This window comes from Streptomyces sp. NBC_00328 (assembly GCF_036139655.1).
Lineage (GTDB): Bacteria > Actinomycetota > Actinomycetes > Streptomycetales > Streptomycetaceae > Streptomyces.
The window spans coordinates 1,233,485-1,250,691 of the sequence record NZ_CP108013.1 but is presented as its reverse complement, the minus strand read 5'-3'; the positions used below and the strand labels follow the sequence as shown (position 1 = coordinate 1,250,691).

Below are 17,207 nucleotides of genomic sequence, written 5' to 3'. Positions count from 1 at the left end.
TCGCAGGCGGTCCTGCGCGAGGCTTTCACTCTGCTGTTCGAGGGGCGTTTGTGCGACTGCTCGGAGTCCGTTCAGGGTGAGTGTACGAACTCCGCCACCTCGGCCTCGTAGAGAGGGGACGGGTCGATGCCCATCGACGTGAAGTTGTCCTCGATCTCCAGGGCGACGATGCCGTGCAGATGGGCCCACAGCAGCGTGGAGCGTGCGGCGACCGCCTCCGGCACGTCCTCGAAGCCGTGCCGCTCCCGCCACTTGGTGAACTGCGCCGCCGTGCCGCGCGGGACGTGCGGATCCGGCTCGGCCAGGGCGCTCACCGCGTCCAGGAGTACGGTCATGGCCGGCTGCGAGGCCTCGACCAGGCTCGCGGCCTGGGCGTCGTAGCCCTGGAGCGGCGCGCGGAAGAGCAGCCTGTAGCGGTGCGGCTCGGCCAGTGCCCAGGCCCGGTAGGCGTGGACCAGTCCGGCCAGCCGGGCGGCCGGGTCCGCCGGGCCGGCCTCGGCGGTCGCCCGGGCGAGCGCCGACGCCAGGTCTCCGTAGGCGTCGACGACGAGGTCGGTCAACAGGCTGTCGCGGTTGGCGAAGTAGCGGTAGAGCGCGGGGCCCGTCATGCCCAGCTGCTTGGCGATCGCGTTGAGCGACAGTGCCTCCGGGCCGCCCTCGGCGAGCTGGCGCAGCGCCGCCGTCTTCACCTCCTGGCGCACCTGCGCGCGGAACCGGTCGCGCGGGCCGGTCCCGCTCCGGGTGTCTGCGGCCACGTCGTCGCCTCTTCGTGTCGGGGTGCGGAAACCAAGTTGGTTAGAGCCTATCACGAACGAGACAGACAGTAACGTAAGAGTCTCGTGTACTCGATACGCGATGGCCGGGGTCCGTACTGGCATATGCCCCCGGGTGGCACGGTACGTCTACGACTCCGAGACCAGCGGCGTCAACGCCCACCGCACGCCGGTGGCCCGGTCAGGCGTAGAGGTCCGGGCGCGGGGCGAGTTCGACGGTCACCCGGCCGCCGCTCTCCAGCGCCCGGACTCCCGCCTCGGCGACGGCGGACGCCGCGTACCCGTCCCAGACCCCGGGTCCGGTGACCCGGCCCGCCCGGGTGGCGTCCACCCAGGCCTGCACCTCACGGTCGTAGGCGTCGGCGAAGCGCACGAGATAGTCCCGCGCCACCTCCTCGTGTCTGCCGCCCGCCGTCGTGACGGCCAGGGAGCGCTCGTCCCCGATCCGGGCGCTCCCCGACTCGCACACCGCCTCGCACGCCACCTGGTAGCCGAACCCGCAGTTCACGAAGACCTCGACGTCGACCAGGGCGCCGCCGGCCGTCTCGAACAGGACGAACTGAGGGTCGATCAGCCCCTCGGGCGCGGTCGAGGACGACCGGGGGCGCAGCACGGTCACCGCCGTGAGCTCCTGCCCCAGCAGCCAGCGCGCCACGTCGATCTCGTGCGAGACGGAACTGTTGACCAGCATCGCCGAGGTGAAGCCGGGCGGCGAGGACACATTGCGGTGGGTGCAGTGCAGCATGAGCGGGCGGCCCAGTCGGCCGCTGTCCAGCAGGGACTTGAGGCGCCGGTACTCGGCGTCGTACCGGCGCATGAACCCGACCTGCGCCAGCCGCCGCCCTAGTCGTACCTCCGCCTCCATGACCCGCAGCGCCCCGGCCGACTCCGGCACCAGCGGCTTCTCGCACAGCACGGGAAGACCCCGGGCGAACGCCGCGAGCAGGGCCTCCTCGTGCGCGGGGCCGGGGGAGGCGACCAGTACGGCATCCACCCCGGGCGCGTCGAGCGCGGCCGCCGCCTCGGCGTGGACCGACACGCCGTCGATGCCGGCCGCCGCCTCCTCGGCGCGACCGGTGTCGGGATCCGCCACAGCGACGACTCTTGCACCGCTCACCACCTGATCCAAGCGGCGTACATGGTCGGCTCCCATGTGGCCGGCACCCAGTACCGCCACACCCAACAGCTCACTCACGCGGTACGCACCTCTCCGACGACTGCCCGGGCCGTTGCGTCCCGGTGATCCGATTGTCGGCCGCGAAGATCGATGACGCAGCACCCTGACGCCGGCCTTTTCGTCGCACAATCCGGGCAATTGATTGCTCATCGCACCCGCGTCGTCGTCGCCGCGGTGCTGGGACTGTCTGGACTGCGGGCGGCGGCCACTGCATGACCTGCCCCATCGTGCGGGCCCCGTGGACTTCTGACCGCCGGCGCAGGCCGGGCCGCTCGACGGCTCAGAAGGAGTCCGGATCGGCGGCGGCCCAGTCCGCCGCCCAGGCCGAGGGCGGCTCGGCCAGCAGCACCCCGGGCTCGAGCCACTCGTAGAGCTCCGCGTACGACCTCACCGTCGTCGGTCCGACGCGCCGCAGCAGCCGGTGCGGTGCGAGTTCGCCCGGATCCCGCACGCCCATCGCGGCCATGATCCGGCTCGCGCTGTGCACGGTGGCCCGCTGGTAGCGCCGCACCCGCTCGGCCTTGTCGGCCACGTCCAGCGCGCGGAACCGGCGCGGATCCTGCGTCGTCACACCGGCCGGGCAGGTGTTCGTGTGGCACCGCCGGGCCTGGACGCAGCCGACGGCGAACATCATCGCGCGGGCGGCGTTGGTGTAGTCGGCGCCCTGGAGAAGGCGTCTGACGATGTCCGAGCCGGTCGCGACCCTGCCGCTCGCACCGATCCGGACCCGGTCGCGCAGCCCGGCGCCGACCAGCGCGTTGTGCACCGTGATCAGACCCTCGGTCAGCGGTGTGCCGATGGTGCCGGCGAACTCCGGGGGCGCGGCACCCGTGCCGCCCTCCGAGCCGTCCACGACGACGAAGTCGGGTGTCACCCCCTCGGCGAGCATCGCCTTGCAGACGGCCAGGAACTGGCGCCGCGAGCCGACACAGAGCTTCAGGCCGGTCGGCTTGCCGCCCGCCAGCTCGCGCATCCGGGCGACGAACCGCACCAGCTCCCTCGGGGTCGAGAACACCCGGTGGTAGGGAGGCGACACCACGGTGACACCCTCGGGCACCCCGCGCGCCCGGGCGATCTCCGCGCTCACCTTCGCCCCGGGCAGCACCCCGCCGAACCCCGGCTTCGCCCCCTGGGAGAGCTTCAGCGACACGCACTTCACCTCGGGCAGCGCGGCCTTGTCCTTGAACTCCCGCTCCTCGAAGTCCCCTTCGGCGGTACGGCAGCCGAAGTACCCTGTGCCGATCTCCCAGATGAGGTCACCGCCCCCGCGCAGGTGATGGTCCGACAGACCGCCCTCGCCGGTGTCCTGCGCGAAACCCCCCAGCGCGGCACCCCTGTTGAGCGCCAGGACGGCGTTCGGGGACAGGGCTCCGAAGCTCATCGCGGAGACGTTCAGCAGAGCCATGTCATAGGGCTGGGTGCAGTCGGGGCCGCCCACCCGGACCACGGGCGGTTCGTCCGGAACCTCGACCGGGCGCATCGACGGCTCCAGGAACTCATGGCCGTCCCCGTACACGTCACGCTCCGTGCCGAACGGCTCCTCGGCCTCGACGCCCTTCGCCCGCTCGTACACCAGGGTGCGGACCGCACGGTCGAAGGGCCGCCCGTCGACGCGGCGCCCCACGAGATGCCGCCGGCGCTCCGGGTGCCGCTCCTCCGGCGGGAAGCCCAGACGGCCGAGCAGCGGATAGTTGCGCCGCACGGAGTGGCGGCGCTGCGCCAGGTCATGGCCGCCGAGCGCGGTCAGTGCCAGCAGCGGGCCCGCCGCGCACCACCACCACGCGGAGACGGCGCCCGCCAGAAGCAGCGCCCCGGCCGCACCGAGGGCGACGAGCAGCAGTGGGAGCATCCGGCGCACACCAGGAGTCAAACCCATGGAGGCGAAAGCCGCTGATCGGGGACACCCACGCGGGCCGTCACGCTCACCCGGTGGGGTGCCCGTCAGTAGCCGTCCGTGTCCCGCGGACCGCACGAGCTGCCGCCGGCCGGCAGCGACCCGTACAGCAGGAAGTCGTCGACCTTGCGGTGCACGCACTTCGAGGACGCGTACCCGGTGTGCCCGTCGCCCTTGTTGTCGAGCACCACGGCCGAGGAACCCAGACGCCTGGCGGTCTCCACGGTCCAGCGGTAGGGGGTCGCCGGGTCCCCGCGGGTGCCGACGAGCAGAATCTTCGAGGCGGGTACGTCGCGGACCTTCTCGCGTATGTAGTCGGTGCCCTTCGGGCGGCCGTAGCACATCAGCACCTGGGCGAGCCGGTACCGGCCGAAGACGGGCGACGCCTCCTCGTAGGCGGCACGCAGTCCGGCGACCTGCTCGGCGACCTGGCCGGCACTGGGCCGGTCGGGGTCGTCGGCGCAGTTGACGGCCATCAGGGCGGCCGGGAGGTTGTCGAGCGGGACGTCCTCGGCGTCGACGAGCCCGCCGTTCTGCCGGGGCCCCTGCCGGACGGGCGTGGAGGTGGCCGGCAGGGAGGCGCCGCCGGAGAGCTGGGTGAGCCCGTGGGTGTCACCGTCCTGGACCAGCAGACTGAGGGCCTGTTCGAGGACGGGCCACATCTCCTTGCTGTAGAGGGCCTGGCTGATCGCGCCCACCAGGTCCTGCCCGGAGAACGCCTGGCCGTAGTCCGACGGCACCGGGTCCCGGTCGAGCGACTTCACGAGCTCGACCACCTGTTCGCTCGCGCTGCGCCGGTCCTGTCCGAACGGGCAGGCCATGTTCTTCGCGCACCATGTGACGAAGTCGTCGAGCGCGGTCTGCTGGCCTTCCGCGCCTATGCGGCCCTGCTCGGTGAGCGGCTCGGTGAGCGTGTCGACCCCGTCGAGCACCATCCGTCCCGTCTTCTTCGGGAACTGGGCCGCGTACACCGCGCCGAGCCGCGTTCCGTAGGAGAAGCCGAGGTAGTTGAGCTTCTTGTCGCCGAGCGCCTGACGCATCACGTCCAGGTCCCGGGAGGCGTTGACCGTGCCGATGTGCGGGAGGACGGCCCCCGAGTGCCGGGCGCAGGTGCCGGCGGCCTTCTTGACCGCCTTGAGCGCCGCGTGCACGTCGGTGCCGGCGGCCGTCGCCCCGAAGATCTCGTCAACACCGTCGCCGCAGCTCACGGGCGAGGAACGGCCGACGCCGCGGGGGTCGAAGGTCACCACGTCGTAGCCGTTGGTCAGGCCCATGAAGTCCTTGCCGGCCGCGGCGAGCCCGGGAACGCCGGCACCGCCGGGACCGCCGAAGTTCAGCACCACCGACCCCCGTGAACGGCCCGTCGCCCGGTAGCGGGCCAGTGCCAGGTCCAGCGTGCCGCGGCCCGGCCTCGCGTAGTCGAGGGGGACGGTTATCTTGCCGCACTGGAGGTCCTTGGGCATGCCGTCGCCCTCGCAGGCCGCCCACGTGACCTTCTGGCGGTAGAAGCGGGACAGGCCGGGCCCCTCGTCGGCGGTCGCCACCGTCGGCAGACCCGCCGCCAGCAGGGTCAGCGTCGCGGTGGCGGCTCCCACGACCGCGAAGCGTTGGTGCACGGACAGCATGCCTGCCTCCAGGGTCGCCTGCGGTGGACCGGCGATACCTCCCGGATCACGATAGACGCGGCCCCGGTGGCACGCCTCTGGGCGAGCGGGGCCGGCCGTCGCCGCCCGCCCCGCGCCGGGTCGTCCCCGGGGTGCGGAAGCTGTTCGAAATGCGTGACGCTCGATGGGGTGAAAGGCCGATGAGCCATAACTCGGATGGTCCGCAGGCGTTCTTGGCACTGTGGGCGAGTGCCCACGTTGGTGTCAGGAAGGCAGTGAACGTATGAAACGGGTGACCCGAAATGGTTTGATCGCCGCGGCCGCCGCCTCGGGCGCGCTGGCCGCGGCCATGCCGGCGCACGCCGACTCCGCGGCGGACGGCGCGGCGGCAGGCTCGCCCGGCCTGATCTCCGGCAACACCGTCCAGCTCCCCGTGCACATCCCCGTGAACCTGTGCGGGAACACGGTGAACGTGGCCGGGCTGCTCAATCCCGCCGCGGGCAACCGCTGTGCCAACCAGGGCGCCGGGGGCGGGGCCGCCGCGACCGGTGGCGGGCGGCACGGGGGAGCCGGGGCACACGGTGGCGCCGCCGGCCGGGGCGGTACGGCCGGTGGCCACGGCGCCGACAGCCGTGACGGTGGGGGCGCGGTCGCGCACGGTCACGGAGAGGATTCGCCGGGTGTGCTCTCGGGCAACGGCCTTCAGCTCCCGGTGGATCTTCCGGTCAACGTCAGCGGAAACTCGGTGACGGCGGTCGGCCTTGGCAACGCGGCCGTCGGCAATGAATCGGTCAACACCTCGGGTGCCGAGCCCGTGCGGGCGCACCACGCCGTGAAACCCGCCCCGAGGCCGTCCACCCCGTCCGCCGGGACTCCCGTCACCGCGGCGCCGGAGCGGGTCCGGCCGCGCGGCGGGGCCGTGGCCACCCTCGCTCACACGGGCGCGGACGCCGCGATGCCCGCCATCGCGGCGAGCGCGGCGATGCTGCTGGGCGGTGCCGTCCTGTACCGCCGGTTCCGGCCGGCCGCGGTGCGCTGACCCGCGGCGTTCACGATCGGAGGCTCCATCGGACGGGTGACCGGTGGAGCTTCCTCGCTGTCCGCCTCCTCCTGTCCGGGGTCCTGGCGGCTGGGGGTTCGTGGGGTTACGGGGGTTCCTGGGGTTCCTGGGGTCTCGGGGAGCGGCGTCGTCATCGCTGTCGCGGGCCCGGGCCGCCCGGGGCATCGCCAGGTCCGTGTGGCATGGCGCCCCACCGTGCCGGCCGTGGGCGCCGAAGTGGCCGAATCCGCTCCCGTGTGCGGCGCTCGTCGCTGCGATCGGTACGGAGATCGGGAAGGATGCTGCGCGAGCGACCGGCCCGGCGCACCGCGCGCCTTGAACGCCGGCGCGCACCCGACCTGTACGCATTGGAGCGCCCCATGACCTCACCGGGACCCGACGGCCTCGTCGTCAGCCAGGCCACCCTCGACGACTGGAAGGTCGTCGGCGGCTGGGCGGCGGACGAGGGATGGAATCCCGGCCTGTCCGACAGCGCGAGCTTCTTCGCCCAGGATCCCGCGGGCTTCTTCATCGGACGCGTCGACGGGGAGCCGGTCTCGGCCGTCTCGGTGGTCAACTACAGCGCCGACTACGCCTTCCTGGGCTTCTATCTCGTACGCCCCGACCTGCGCGGGAACGGATACGGCCTGGCCACCTGGGAGACGGCCCTCGCCCACGCGGGCGGCCGGACGGTCGGCCTCGACGGCGTGGTCGCGCAGCAGGACAACTACCGCAAGTCGGGTTTCGAACTCGCCTACCGGACCGCCCGGTTCACCGGTGTGGCCCCCGTGGGGGAGGAGCCGTCGGGGGTGCGGGCGGCCGGACCGGCGGATCGCGCGGCGATCACGGCGTACGACAGCGCCTGCTGTCCGGCCGACCGGCCGGTGTTCCTGGAGTCGTGGCTGACCGCCCCCGGGCACCGCACCTTCGTCCGGCACGACGGCGCCGGCAGGCTGAGCGGGTACGCCGTGATCCGTCCGGCGCGTGACTCCCTGCGGATCGGCCCCCTGTTCGCCGACACCGCCGACGACGCCCGCGCCCTGTTCGCCGCGCTCGCCACCGCCGCGGACGGCAGCGCGCTCGCCGTCGACGTGCCGCGGGCGAACACGGCGGCCGTCGCCCTCGTGGAGAAGCTCGGCCTGACCCCCTCCTTCGAGACGGCCCGCATGTACACCGGGCCGGTCAGGGCGTTCGCGCGGGAACGCGTCCACGGGGTGACCTCACTGGAACTCGGTTAGCCCGGCACGAACCCGGTTAGCCCGGCACGAACCCGTCCGGCCCGGCACGGCGTTCGGCCCCGCACGCGGCCACGCACGGGAGCGGCGGCTCACCGCGGGGGTGAGGCCGCCGCCCCGGTGAGCAGGATCATCCCGGAGTCCCCGTAGTCCGGCAGGGTCGGGTCCGAGGGGATGCGGCCGACCTCGAGCCGGTCGGTGAGCGGGGTGAACACCTCGGTGATGACGTCCGTGTCCACCGGGCAGCCGGGCCAGCGGGACGCCGCGCCGATCCGGTAGGTCGGCATGTTCTCCATGAAGGCGGCGACCAGATGTCCGCCCGGTACCACGCACCGGACGAACCGGCGGCAGAAGTCCTTGAACTCCTCGAAGTCCTCGGTGGCCCCCTCGGCCACGAAGTGCATGGAGGCGAGGTCGTAGCTCCCCGGTTCGATGGACCTCAGGTCGCCGTGCACCAGACGCACCGGGGACAGCGCCTCTTCCAGGGTCTCGGGTATGTCCGGGTTGAGGCTGCGGCACAACGTGTGGAACGGCAGCCAGCTTTCTTCCGGTGTCCCGTTCAACTGCCACTCCAGATAAGCGGTGTTGGAGGCACCCGCCTCCACGGCGTCGATGCGGCGGCTCGCGGCGGACGCGAGGATCAGCGGATAGAGATTGGGTCCGGCCCCGATCTCCACGGACCGGCCGACGCTGCCCGGTGCGAACTCGCGGTAGAACGCGCAGTGGTGGGTGATGACCGCCGTGTCCGAGGGATGCAGCTCGCGGTAGTTCTCCGCCAGATAGTCCTCGACGGGCCAGCTGTCCCAGTCCACGTCGTCATTGAGAACCGCCATCGCGGACTCCGTCTCCCGGCCGCAGCCGATAGCGCTCGGTGAGCCGGGTGAGCGTGTCGTTGAGCTGCTCGATGTCCTCGTCGGAGTTGAGGGCGGTGAGCTGGAGCCGGAACCCGACCCGGTCGCGGGGTACGAGGGGGTAGGCCGCCAGGGTCACGTAGATGCCGTTGGCCCACAGGAACCCGCCGACCGCGTCCAGGTCGTCGGCGTCGGCCAGGGGGATCTCGATGATCGGCAGACGGTCCGTGTTGAGCGTGCCGACCCCGAGTTCCTCCAGGTGGTCGAGCACACGCCCGGTCTTGCGGTACAGGTCGGCCCGGATCTCGTCCCCGCGACGGTCGTTGACTTCGAGACCGGCCAGCGCCGTGGCGAGGGAGGCGGTGGGCGAGGGACCCGAGTAGAGGTAGGGGGCCGCGGCGGTCTTGAGGCGGTCCTTGAGCGAGCTGGGCAGCGCGAGGAAGGCCAGCAGCGACGAGTACGCCTTGGAGAAGCCGCCGACGAGCACGAGCCCCTCGTACGACTCTCCCGTGTGCCGCACGATGCTGTTGCCGCGGTCCCCGTACGGACACGACTCCTGCGGGCCGCGCTCCCCGATGACGCCGAAGCCGTGCGCGTCGTCGATGTACATCAGGGCGTTTCGCGGCCTGCACACCTCGATCAGCCTCGACAGGTCGGGGATGTTCCCGCTCATGCTGTTCACACCGTCCAGGCAGACCAGCCGGGGCAGGTCGGCGGGTACCGCGTCCAGCATGACGGCCAGTTCGTCGGGGCGTTCGGCGTGGAACCGGCGCAGCGTCGCGCCCTGTCCGCGGGCCCCCACACATCCGTCGAACACGGTCCGGTGCGCCGTGGCCTCGACGAAGACATGGCCCTGGCCCGCGAGGGCGGGGATCACCGAGGCGTGGATCAGGGTCAGCGTGGGCAGCAGCAGCGTGTCCGGCGCGCCGAGCAGGTCGGCGAGCCGTTCCTCGATGTCGGGGTACAGGCGGGGACTGCCGATCAGCCGCGACCAGCTGGGGTGGGTGCCCCAGAGCTGTACGGCCGGCTCGATGGCCTGGATGATCTCCGGGTCGCAGTCGAAGCCGAGGTAGTTGCAGGAGGCGAAGTCGATCATCCAGTGGTCGCCGCTGCGGATGTGCCGGCCGCGTACCTCGTCCAGCACGGCGTCGCTCATGGGGTTGGTCTTCCGCAGGTGTTCCAGGTCGCGCCAGCGCCTGGAGCGGCGTGTGCTCGCCGTCTGCGTGTCGTCGGTCCCCGCAGCCTCGGGCAGGGCGGACGGCTCCTTGCCCGGGTCCGCGGACGGCTCCTTGCCCGGGTCCGCGGACGGCTCCTTGTCCGGGTCCGCGGCCGGCGGCCCGATCCGTCCCATTCCGTATCTGGGCTCCGCCGTCGCGGTGGCGGAGCGGGCCGGGGCGCGAACCCCGTCGCGCTGCCGCAGCAGGAACTCGCTCTGCTGCACGGTCATGGGCCGGGCGAAGAGGAAACCCTGTCCGAACCGGCATCCCATGCCGGCCAGGAGATCCCGCTGCACCACGTCCTCGATCCCCTCGGCGATCACCTGGATGCCGAGGGTGTCGGCCAGACCGACGATTCCCTCGACGAGTGCGACCTGCCGGGTGTCCAGCGCGATGTCGTCGATGAACGTCTTGTCGATCTTCAGTACGTCGACGGGGAAGTCCCGCAGATACCGCAGCGACGAGTAGCCGCTGCCGAAGTCGTCGACGGCTATGTGGACCCCGAGGTCCTTCAGCGAGTACAGGACCGCCTGGATCTGCGCGTCCCGGCGCATCAGCACCGTCTCGGTGAGCTCCAGCTGGAGCGACCCCGGGGCGAGCCCCGGGGTCTCCAGCGCCTTGCGCACCTCGCCCAGGAACCCGCTGTCGCGGAACTGGCGGGGGGAGACGTTCACGCTGACGTACGGAGGGTCCGCCCCGTCGGCCGTCCGCTGGAGTCCGGCCATGTCGGTGGTGGCGTTCCTCAGGACCCAGGCGCCGAGCGGCGTGATGTGCCCGGTCTCCTCGGCGAGGGCGATGAACTGGTCCGGCGGAACCGGCTCGTGATGCGGATGCGGCCAGCGGGCCAGGGCCTCGAAGCCGACGACCTCGCCCGCGCCGATGTCGACGACCGGCTGGTAGCGCAGGGTGAACTCGGACCGGGCCACCGCACCGTCGAGCCGTGCCTGGAGATCGTGCCGCTCGACCATCCGCACCCGGAGTCGGGGGAGGAACCTGCGCCACTGTCGCTTGCCCGCCGCCTTGGCCGCATAGAGGGCCAGATCGGCGTGGCCGAGGAGTTCCTCCGCGTCCGTGCTGTCCCTGGCGGTGGCCACGCCGACGCTCGCGGACACGCTGACCGAGCCCTCGCGGAGGCTGAACGGCCTGCTCAGCGCCTGGATCACCTGTGCCGCCAGGAGTTCGGCGTCCAGCGGCTTCTTCGCGTCCTCCATCAGCACGGCGAACTCGTCGCCCCCGAGCCGGGCCGCGGTGTCCGTGCGGCGCAGGGCCCCCGAGAGCCGTTCGCCGACGGCGCTCAGCAGGTGGTCGCCGGTGGAGTGCCCCATCGTGTCGTTGACCATCTTGAAGTCGTCGAGGTCGATGAAGAGCAGACAGGTGAGCGTCGTCCCGCGGCGGCTGCGCAGGAGAGCGCGCTCGATCCGCTCCAGGAGCAGGGTCCGGTTGGGCAGACCGGTCAGCGGATCGTGGAACGCCCGTTCCGTCAGCTCGTGCTCCAGGCGCCGTTGCTCGGTCACGTCCCGCAGGGTGATGACCAGTCCGGCCACCGTGGGGTCCTTGCGCAGGTCGCTGCACCGCACCTCGACCTCGATGCGGCTGCCGTGACGCAGCACCCACCAGTGGTCGTGGGTCTCGGGGGCCCCGCCGTTCCGCAGGGCGGCGAGTCCTCTGACCACCCGGGTCCGGTCGCTGGAGTCCACCAGTTCGGGCAGCGGTGCCCCGGTGAGTTCCACCTGGCCGAAGACGGCTCGCGCGGACGGGCTCGCGTACCGGACCGTGTTGTCGTCCTCGACGATCAGGATGACGTCCGAGGCGTTGCGCACCAGCGTGCGGAAGTACGCCTCGCTCTCCTTGCGGATGATCTCCTGGCGCAGCGCGATCCGTTCCACGGCCAGTCCGGCGTGCGAGGCCAGGATCTCCAGCGAGCTCTGGATCTCGCGGAGTTGCTGCTCGGGGCCCGCTGCCATCAGCACGCCCGGCAGTTCACCGGCCGGCTCGTCGGGCGGGATCATCGGGCACACCAGGGTGGTCGGCAGACCGTGGAGCCGGCCCGCGATGTCCGCCCCGAGCTCCGCCGTGGGGACCAGGTGCGAGCGGCGTGTCGTCAGCCCGCTCGCGTACTCGGCCGGCAGGACCAGACTCCGGTGCGCGACCTTGGACCCGAACAGGGTGCTGACGGTGGTGTCGCACGCCCGCGCCACATCCTGTGGCCGGACCGCCGCGACGAGGGACGTGGCCGCCGTGCGCAGCGCCTGCTCGCGTGCCACGGCATTGCGGTGGGCCACCACCATCCCGGAGAGTCTGAGGATCACCAGCAGGAAGAGCGAGGCGGAGAAGACCGCGATCACGGCGGCGTCCTGCGCGTCGCCCCGCCGTCCCTCGTACAGGAGGATGCCGGGTGCCACCAGGGTGGCCGCGGCGAGCATGAGCAGGCGACGGCGTGTCGGCCGCAGGGACTCCTGCCGCTCCACGGGCCGGGTCAGTTCCACCATCGAGGGATGCAGTCCGGCGAGCCCCCAGGCGGTGTAGAACACGATCCAGCCGGAGTCGAGCACGGTCCCGGTCTGCCACAGGTTGTTCAGCTGGAGAATCCCGTACGCGATGTCGAAGGTGAGCAGGGTCGCGGTTCCCAGCACGAGGAGCTGCAGGGAGCGGATACGGCCGGAGCCCGGGCTCGCGGACAGCAGGCGGGCCAGCATCGCGAGGACGAGGACGTCGCCGAGCGGGTACGCGATGCTGATGGCGCGCTGCTGCCAGGTCAAGCCCGGCACATGGGCGAGCGGCTGCACCAGGAAGACCCAGACCGGCAGGGCGAGCCCCAGCGCGAAGATCAGTGCGTCGAGCAGACTCGGCAGGTCGTGCCCCGGCCAGCGGTAGCGGACGAGGCCGTAGAGACCGGCGGCGAACAGCGGATACGTGGCGAGGTAGCAGGCGTCCGCGGCGGACGGGAACGGATTGTTGAAGTTGAAGTACGACTCCATCACGTTGTACGACGTGTCGCCCGCCGCGAACGCCAGCAGCCCCGCGGCCAGCAGGAGCCAAGGCCAGCGGTGGTTCGGGCGGTTGACGAGGATTCCCGTGAGCATGGCCGCGACCCCGCCGAGTCCGATGACCGCCCACAGGGGGGTCCGGGTCGTGCGAACGGCCATGTAGACGATGGTGGTGGCTGTCACCAGGAGGGCGTACGCACCGAGGCGTCGTGGCCGCAGGAGGCCGCCGGTGAGGCGATGTACCCGCAGCAAGCCGAACCGCCTCCCTACGTCGGACGGCACTGGACCGTTCGCCGGGTTACGGGGCATTGCTGATCGTACGCACGCGGGGAGGACCGGTGCATCTTCAGTCCGGGCGGCGCCGTGCGACGGAGTCGCACCTCCGGGGTCTCGCCCGGGCCCTTCCGGACGGCCGCTGTGGGAATCGGCGTCCTCGGGCCGCTGTGCATTCATGTGCGAAGTGCCTCCATAGTCCGCGCGTGCCCGGGTTCGTTCCTGTCCGAAGCCGTTCGGCGTCCGGCGCGTGCCCGGGTTCGGTCCTGTGCGAAGCCGTCGCGGTATCCAGCGCCGCATCTTGTTCAGTCCTGTGTGAAGCGGTCGAGCAGGGCGTCCAGGCCGGCGTCCAGGCCGTCCTGGCCGCCCCGCTCGGCGAGGGTCGCGGCGATCTCGCGGAGCCGGGGCAGCTCCTGAGGCGGCATCCGGTGCAGGCCCAGCCGGAAGGCGGTGTCCTCCTCGTCGGGGTTGTCCACCATGGCGCGCAGCTCCACGGACACGTACCCGAGCACCCAGCCGGTGAAGGCGCGGAAGACGGCCGCCGAGCGGGCACGGCCGAGCCCCGCCTCGTGGAGCAGCGCGAGCACCCGCTCGTGTTCCTTGAGCACGGCCGGCGGTCTGCGGGCCAGCGGGACGGCGAGCATGCGGGTGGCGAGCAGCGGCACGACCTGGGGATGGGCCAGACAGACCTCGTAACTCGTCCGCGCGATCCGGTGGAGTTCGTCGCGCCACGCGGCCGGGCCGGGCGTCGTGGAGCCCTCCGGCGCGGAACCGGCGGTGAGGCGTTCCTCCAGTTCGAGGTAGAGGGCCTCGACCAGTCCGTCCAGCAGGGCGTCCTTGCCGTCCGCGTAGCGGTACAGCGCCATGGCCTCGACTCCGAGCCGGGCGCCGAGGCGGCGCATGCTCAGAGCCGACAGGCCCTCCTCGTCCACCAGGCCGAGGGCGGCGGCGAGCACGAGTTTCCGGCTCAGCCGGCCGTAGTGGCCCCGGTCGCTGGCCCGTCGCGCAGGCTCGGCCGCCCCGCCGTCCTCGTCCCGCGTCCGTTGCCTGGCCATGACTGCCTCCCTACGGCCCACCGCCCGAAATCCTGCTCGTCGACTCCATGCGTCGACGAAGTCGCCTATCAGGTCAAGTGTACGTATACGACGTATATAGAGGAAAAGGGTGCTGTTCCGGCCATTCGGGCGCGGGTGGCGGCGGTGTTCTTCCTCGTTCCTCCTCGCGGCGCGGTCCGGGCGGTCGCCCGCGCGCCGTTCCGGTCCTGGCTCGGTCGGGGTGATCCGCGGCCCGGATCGACCGGCCGGATTGACCGGAAACGACCCGAGGGGTAAAGATGTACGTATACGTCGTAAATATACGTATTTCGCACCTGCTCATCGGTGGTGATCGTTGATGCTGTACAGGACCCTCGTCCCCCGCTCGGTACGGCCGGACGGTACGGCCGGAAGCGGGCCCACGCCGCCGCGGGTGGCACCCGTCGAGGCGCTGCCCCCGGCGCCGGTCCTGCCACGGATCAAGGTTCTGCACGTCATCACCCGCTTCTGGGCGGGAACCGGGGACGGCACGCTGCTCGCGGCCGAGGGCATGGACCCCGACCGCTACGAGGTGTGGGTCGCCGGCGTGCCGAGTGCCGACCTGTGGGAACCGGCGCGGGCCGCGGGGGTGCGGACTCTCGAGACACCGGGGTTCCGGCACATCCTGGGCCCCGCGGACATGCTCGTCCTGGGACGGCTCGTGCGGCTCATCCGCCGCGAGCGGTTCACGGTCGTGCACACCCACTCCGCGAAGGGCGGGTCTCTCGGCCGGGTCGCGGCACGGTTGTTCCGTACCCCCGTGGTCGTGCACACCCTTCACGGACAGAGCTTCCACCCGTACATCGCTCGCCCCCGGCGCACGGTGCACCGCGGCCTGCGGCGTGTGACACGCCGACTGGCCGCGCGGTTCCTCGCGGTGGCCCCGCGCGGGGCCACCGCGGCGGCCGAGGAGCGTCCGGCCACGCCGGGCCGGGAAGACGTGGTGCCCTCCGCCGTACGGCTGGGCACCGTCCCCGAGACCTTCGACCCCGCCGCCCGCGCCCTGCTCGGGGTCCCCCGGGAGACGGCACTCGTCGGCACCGTCGGCCGCGTCGACACCCGGAACGACCCCCTCGCCTTCGTCCGCATGGCGGCCGCGATCCGGGCGGAACACCCGGACACCGCGTTCGTCATGATCGGGGACGGCCCGCTGGTGGAGGAGGTACGACGGCTCGCCGCGGACCTGGACGTCGAGGTGACGCTCACCGGACAGTGTCCGGGCGCCGAGCGGCTCGTGGCCGGACTGGACGTCTTCGTGACCACCTTCCTGTACCAGGGGCCGGGCCGGGCGCTCACCGAGGCGCTCGCCGCCGCCCGGCCCGTCGTCGCCACGGCCGTGAACGGGGTGCCCGACCTGGTGGAGCACGGTGCCACGGGACTGCTCGTGGCACCGGCGGACCCGGCGGGCGCCGCACGCGCGGTCGGCTGGCTCCTCGGCCATCCGCGCGAGGCCGCGGAGATGGGCCGGCAGGGCAGCCGGCGGGTCCGCGCCGCACTCGCCCCCGAGGCCCTGCGCGGGGCCGTCGACGACTGCTACCGCGGCCTGCCGCGCCTGCCCGCCACCGGGCGCCGAGGCCTGCCCGTCATCGGGCGCGCCCCGGGAGGCGTCCCCCGCCCCTGACCTCTCACCCCACGAACACCCACTAGCCTGCCGGCCACGAGCCGACCACAGGCCGACCACGGAGAACGACATGCGTCTGACAGTCATCGGCACGGGATACGTCGGCGCGGTGCACGCCGCCTGCATGGCCGACATCGGGCACGAAGTGCTCGGCGTCGACGTCGACGCCGACAGGATCGCCGCCCTGACCGCGGGTACGCCCCCGTTCTTCGAACCAGGCCTGTCGGAGACGCTCGTGCGAGCCGTGGACTCCGGCCGGCTGCGTTTCACCACTTCACCGGCCGAGGCCGCCCGCTTCGCCGACACGCACTTCGTCTGCGTCGGCACACCCCAGCACCCCGAAACGGGCGCGGCGGACCTGCGTCATGTCGAGGCGGCCGTCGACGCCCTGGCGCCCTGGCTTCGCGACAGCGGTCACGAACGGGTCCTGGTGGTCGGCAAGTCCACCGTTCCGGTCGGCACCGCGGCCCGCCTGGGCGAACGGCTGCGCGCCACCGTTCCGGGGGCCGAAGTGGCCTGGAACCCGGAGTTCCTGCGCGAGGGCCGCGCCGTTCGGGACACCCTGCGGCCCGAACGCATCGTGGTCGGCACGAGGAAAGGCACCGGCACCAGGACGCCTACCGGCACCGAGACGAGCACCGCCACGGAGAACGGCACCGACTGGGCCGTGGCGCGGCTCAGAGAGATCTACGCACCGCTCCTGGAAGCGGGCACCCCGTTCATCGCCACCGACCCGGCCACCGCCGAACTGGTCAAGGTCGCCTCCAACTCCTTCCTCGCCACCAAGATCTCCTTCATCAACGCCATGGCCGAGATCTGCGAGGCCACCGGGGCGGATGTCCTCACCCTGGCCGAGGCGATGGGCAGGGACTCCCGCATCGGGCACCGCTTCCTCGCCCCCGGACTCGGTTTCGGCGGCAGTTGTCTGCCCAAGGACATCCGGGCCTTCGCCACCCGGGGCGAGGAACTCGGACTCGGCGGCTCCGTCGCCTTCCTGCGCCAGGTCGACGAGATCAACACGCGACAGCGCCTGCGCACCGTCGGCCTCGCCGCACGCCTCCTGGGAGGCTCCTTCGGCGGCCGGAGCGTCGCGGTGCTCGGTGCCGCCTTCAAGCCCGGCAGCGACGACGTCCGGGACTCGCCCGCCCTCGTGGTCGCCGACGAGATCCGCCGCCGCGGAGCACAGGTCCGCGTGCACGACCCCGAGGCGATCGACAACGCCCGAGAGGCCTACCCCGCGCTCCAGTTCGCCCTGGACGTGGCCAAGGCCTGCGAGCGGGCCGATGTCGTCCTGCACCTCACCGAGTGGCCCCAGTACCGGGACGTGGACCCCGCCGCACTCGCGACGGTGGTGCGTTCGCCGGTCCTCGTGGACGCACGGAACACCCTGGACCCGGCCCGGTGGCGCTCGGCGGGATGGGCGCTGCACGCGCCGGGCCGTCCGGGGCTCACCTGACCGGCGG

Annotated in this window: 11 protein-coding genes; 4 read left to right on the top strand and 7 right to left on the bottom strand. The window is 72.2% G+C overall.

What is annotated here, in order from left to right; all coding sequences use genetic code 11:
* Positions 1-71 precede the first annotated feature (71 nt).
* From OG485_RS05340 to OG485_RS05325, 4 genes are all read right to left on the bottom strand, one after another.
* The gene (locus tag OG485_RS05340) at positions 72-755 is read right to left on the bottom strand and encodes a TetR/AcrR family transcriptional regulator (RefSeq protein WP_328664851.1); all 684 of its coding nucleotides are present in this window, start codon (positions 753-755) and stop codon (positions 72-74) included.
* A 199-nt stretch (positions 756-954) separates the two neighbouring features.
* Positions 955-1,968 carry a Gfo/Idh/MocA family protein gene (locus tag OG485_RS05335; RefSeq protein WP_328664850.1) on the bottom strand — a complete coding sequence of 338 codons (1,014 nt, stop codon included), beginning with the start codon at positions 1,966-1,968 and terminating at the stop codon, positions 955-957.
* A gap of 262 nt (positions 1,969-2,230) precedes the next feature.
* A complete protein-coding gene (locus tag OG485_RS05330; RefSeq protein ID WP_328664849.1) occupies positions 2,231-3,799 on the bottom strand; it encodes an FMN-binding glutamate synthase family protein in 1,569 nt (522 codons plus the stop codon).
* A 92-nt stretch (positions 3,800-3,891) separates the two neighbouring features.
* Complete coding sequence (locus tag OG485_RS05325) at positions 3,892-5,469, bottom strand: alpha/beta hydrolase (protein WP_328664848.1); 1,578 nt, start codon at positions 5,467-5,469, stop codon at positions 3,892-3,894.
* Positions 5,470-5,731: 262 nt separating this feature from the next.
* Between OG485_RS05325 and OG485_RS05320 the strand changes: the two genes are divergently transcribed.
* Positions 5,732-6,487, top strand: coding sequence for a chaplin (locus tag OG485_RS05320; protein WP_328664847.1), 756 nt, complete (start codon positions 5,732-5,734; stop codon positions 6,485-6,487).
* Between the two features lie 380 nt (positions 6,488-6,867).
* Positions 6,868-7,725, top strand: coding sequence for a GNAT family N-acetyltransferase (locus tag OG485_RS05315; RefSeq protein WP_328664846.1), 858 nt, complete (start codon positions 6,868-6,870; stop codon positions 7,723-7,725).
* Positions 7,726-7,814: 89 nt separating this feature from the next.
* Here OG485_RS05315 and OG485_RS05310 read toward each other — a convergent pair whose 3' ends face one another.
* The 3 genes from OG485_RS05310 to OG485_RS05300 form a co-directional block, all read right to left on the bottom strand.
* Positions 7,815-8,555: a class I SAM-dependent methyltransferase gene (locus OG485_RS05310; protein ID WP_328664845.1), complete on the bottom strand. Its 741-nt coding sequence runs from the start codon at positions 8,553-8,555 to the stop codon at positions 7,815-7,817.
* Positions 8,539-12,936 carry an aminotransferase class I/II-fold pyridoxal phosphate-dependent enzyme gene (locus OG485_RS05305; RefSeq protein ID WP_443048901.1) on the bottom strand — a complete coding sequence of 1,466 codons (4,398 nt, stop codon included), beginning with the start codon at positions 12,934-12,936 and terminating at the stop codon, positions 8,539-8,541. The genes OG485_RS05310 and OG485_RS05305 overlap by 17 nt, the downstream gene beginning before the upstream one ends.
* Positions 12,937-13,355: 419 nt before the next feature.
* Complete coding sequence (locus OG485_RS05300) at positions 13,356-14,105, bottom strand: TetR/AcrR family transcriptional regulator (RefSeq protein ID WP_328664843.1); 750 nt, start codon at positions 14,103-14,105, stop codon at positions 13,356-13,358.
* 337 nt (positions 14,106-14,442) lie between these two features.
* Here OG485_RS05300 and OG485_RS05295 point away from each other — a divergent pair, with 337 nt between their 5' ends.
* Positions 14,443-15,744 (top strand): glycosyltransferase, encoded by a 1,302-nt coding sequence (locus OG485_RS05295; protein WP_328664842.1) that lies wholly within the window; start codon positions 14,443-14,445, stop codon positions 15,742-15,744.
* 70 nt (positions 15,745-15,814) lie between these two features.
* Positions 15,815-17,200: a UDP-glucose dehydrogenase family protein gene (locus OG485_RS05290; RefSeq protein WP_328664841.1), complete on the top strand. Its 1,386-nt coding sequence runs from the start codon at positions 15,815-15,817 to the stop codon at positions 17,198-17,200.
* The last annotated feature ends 7 nt before the right edge of the window (positions 17,201-17,207 follow it).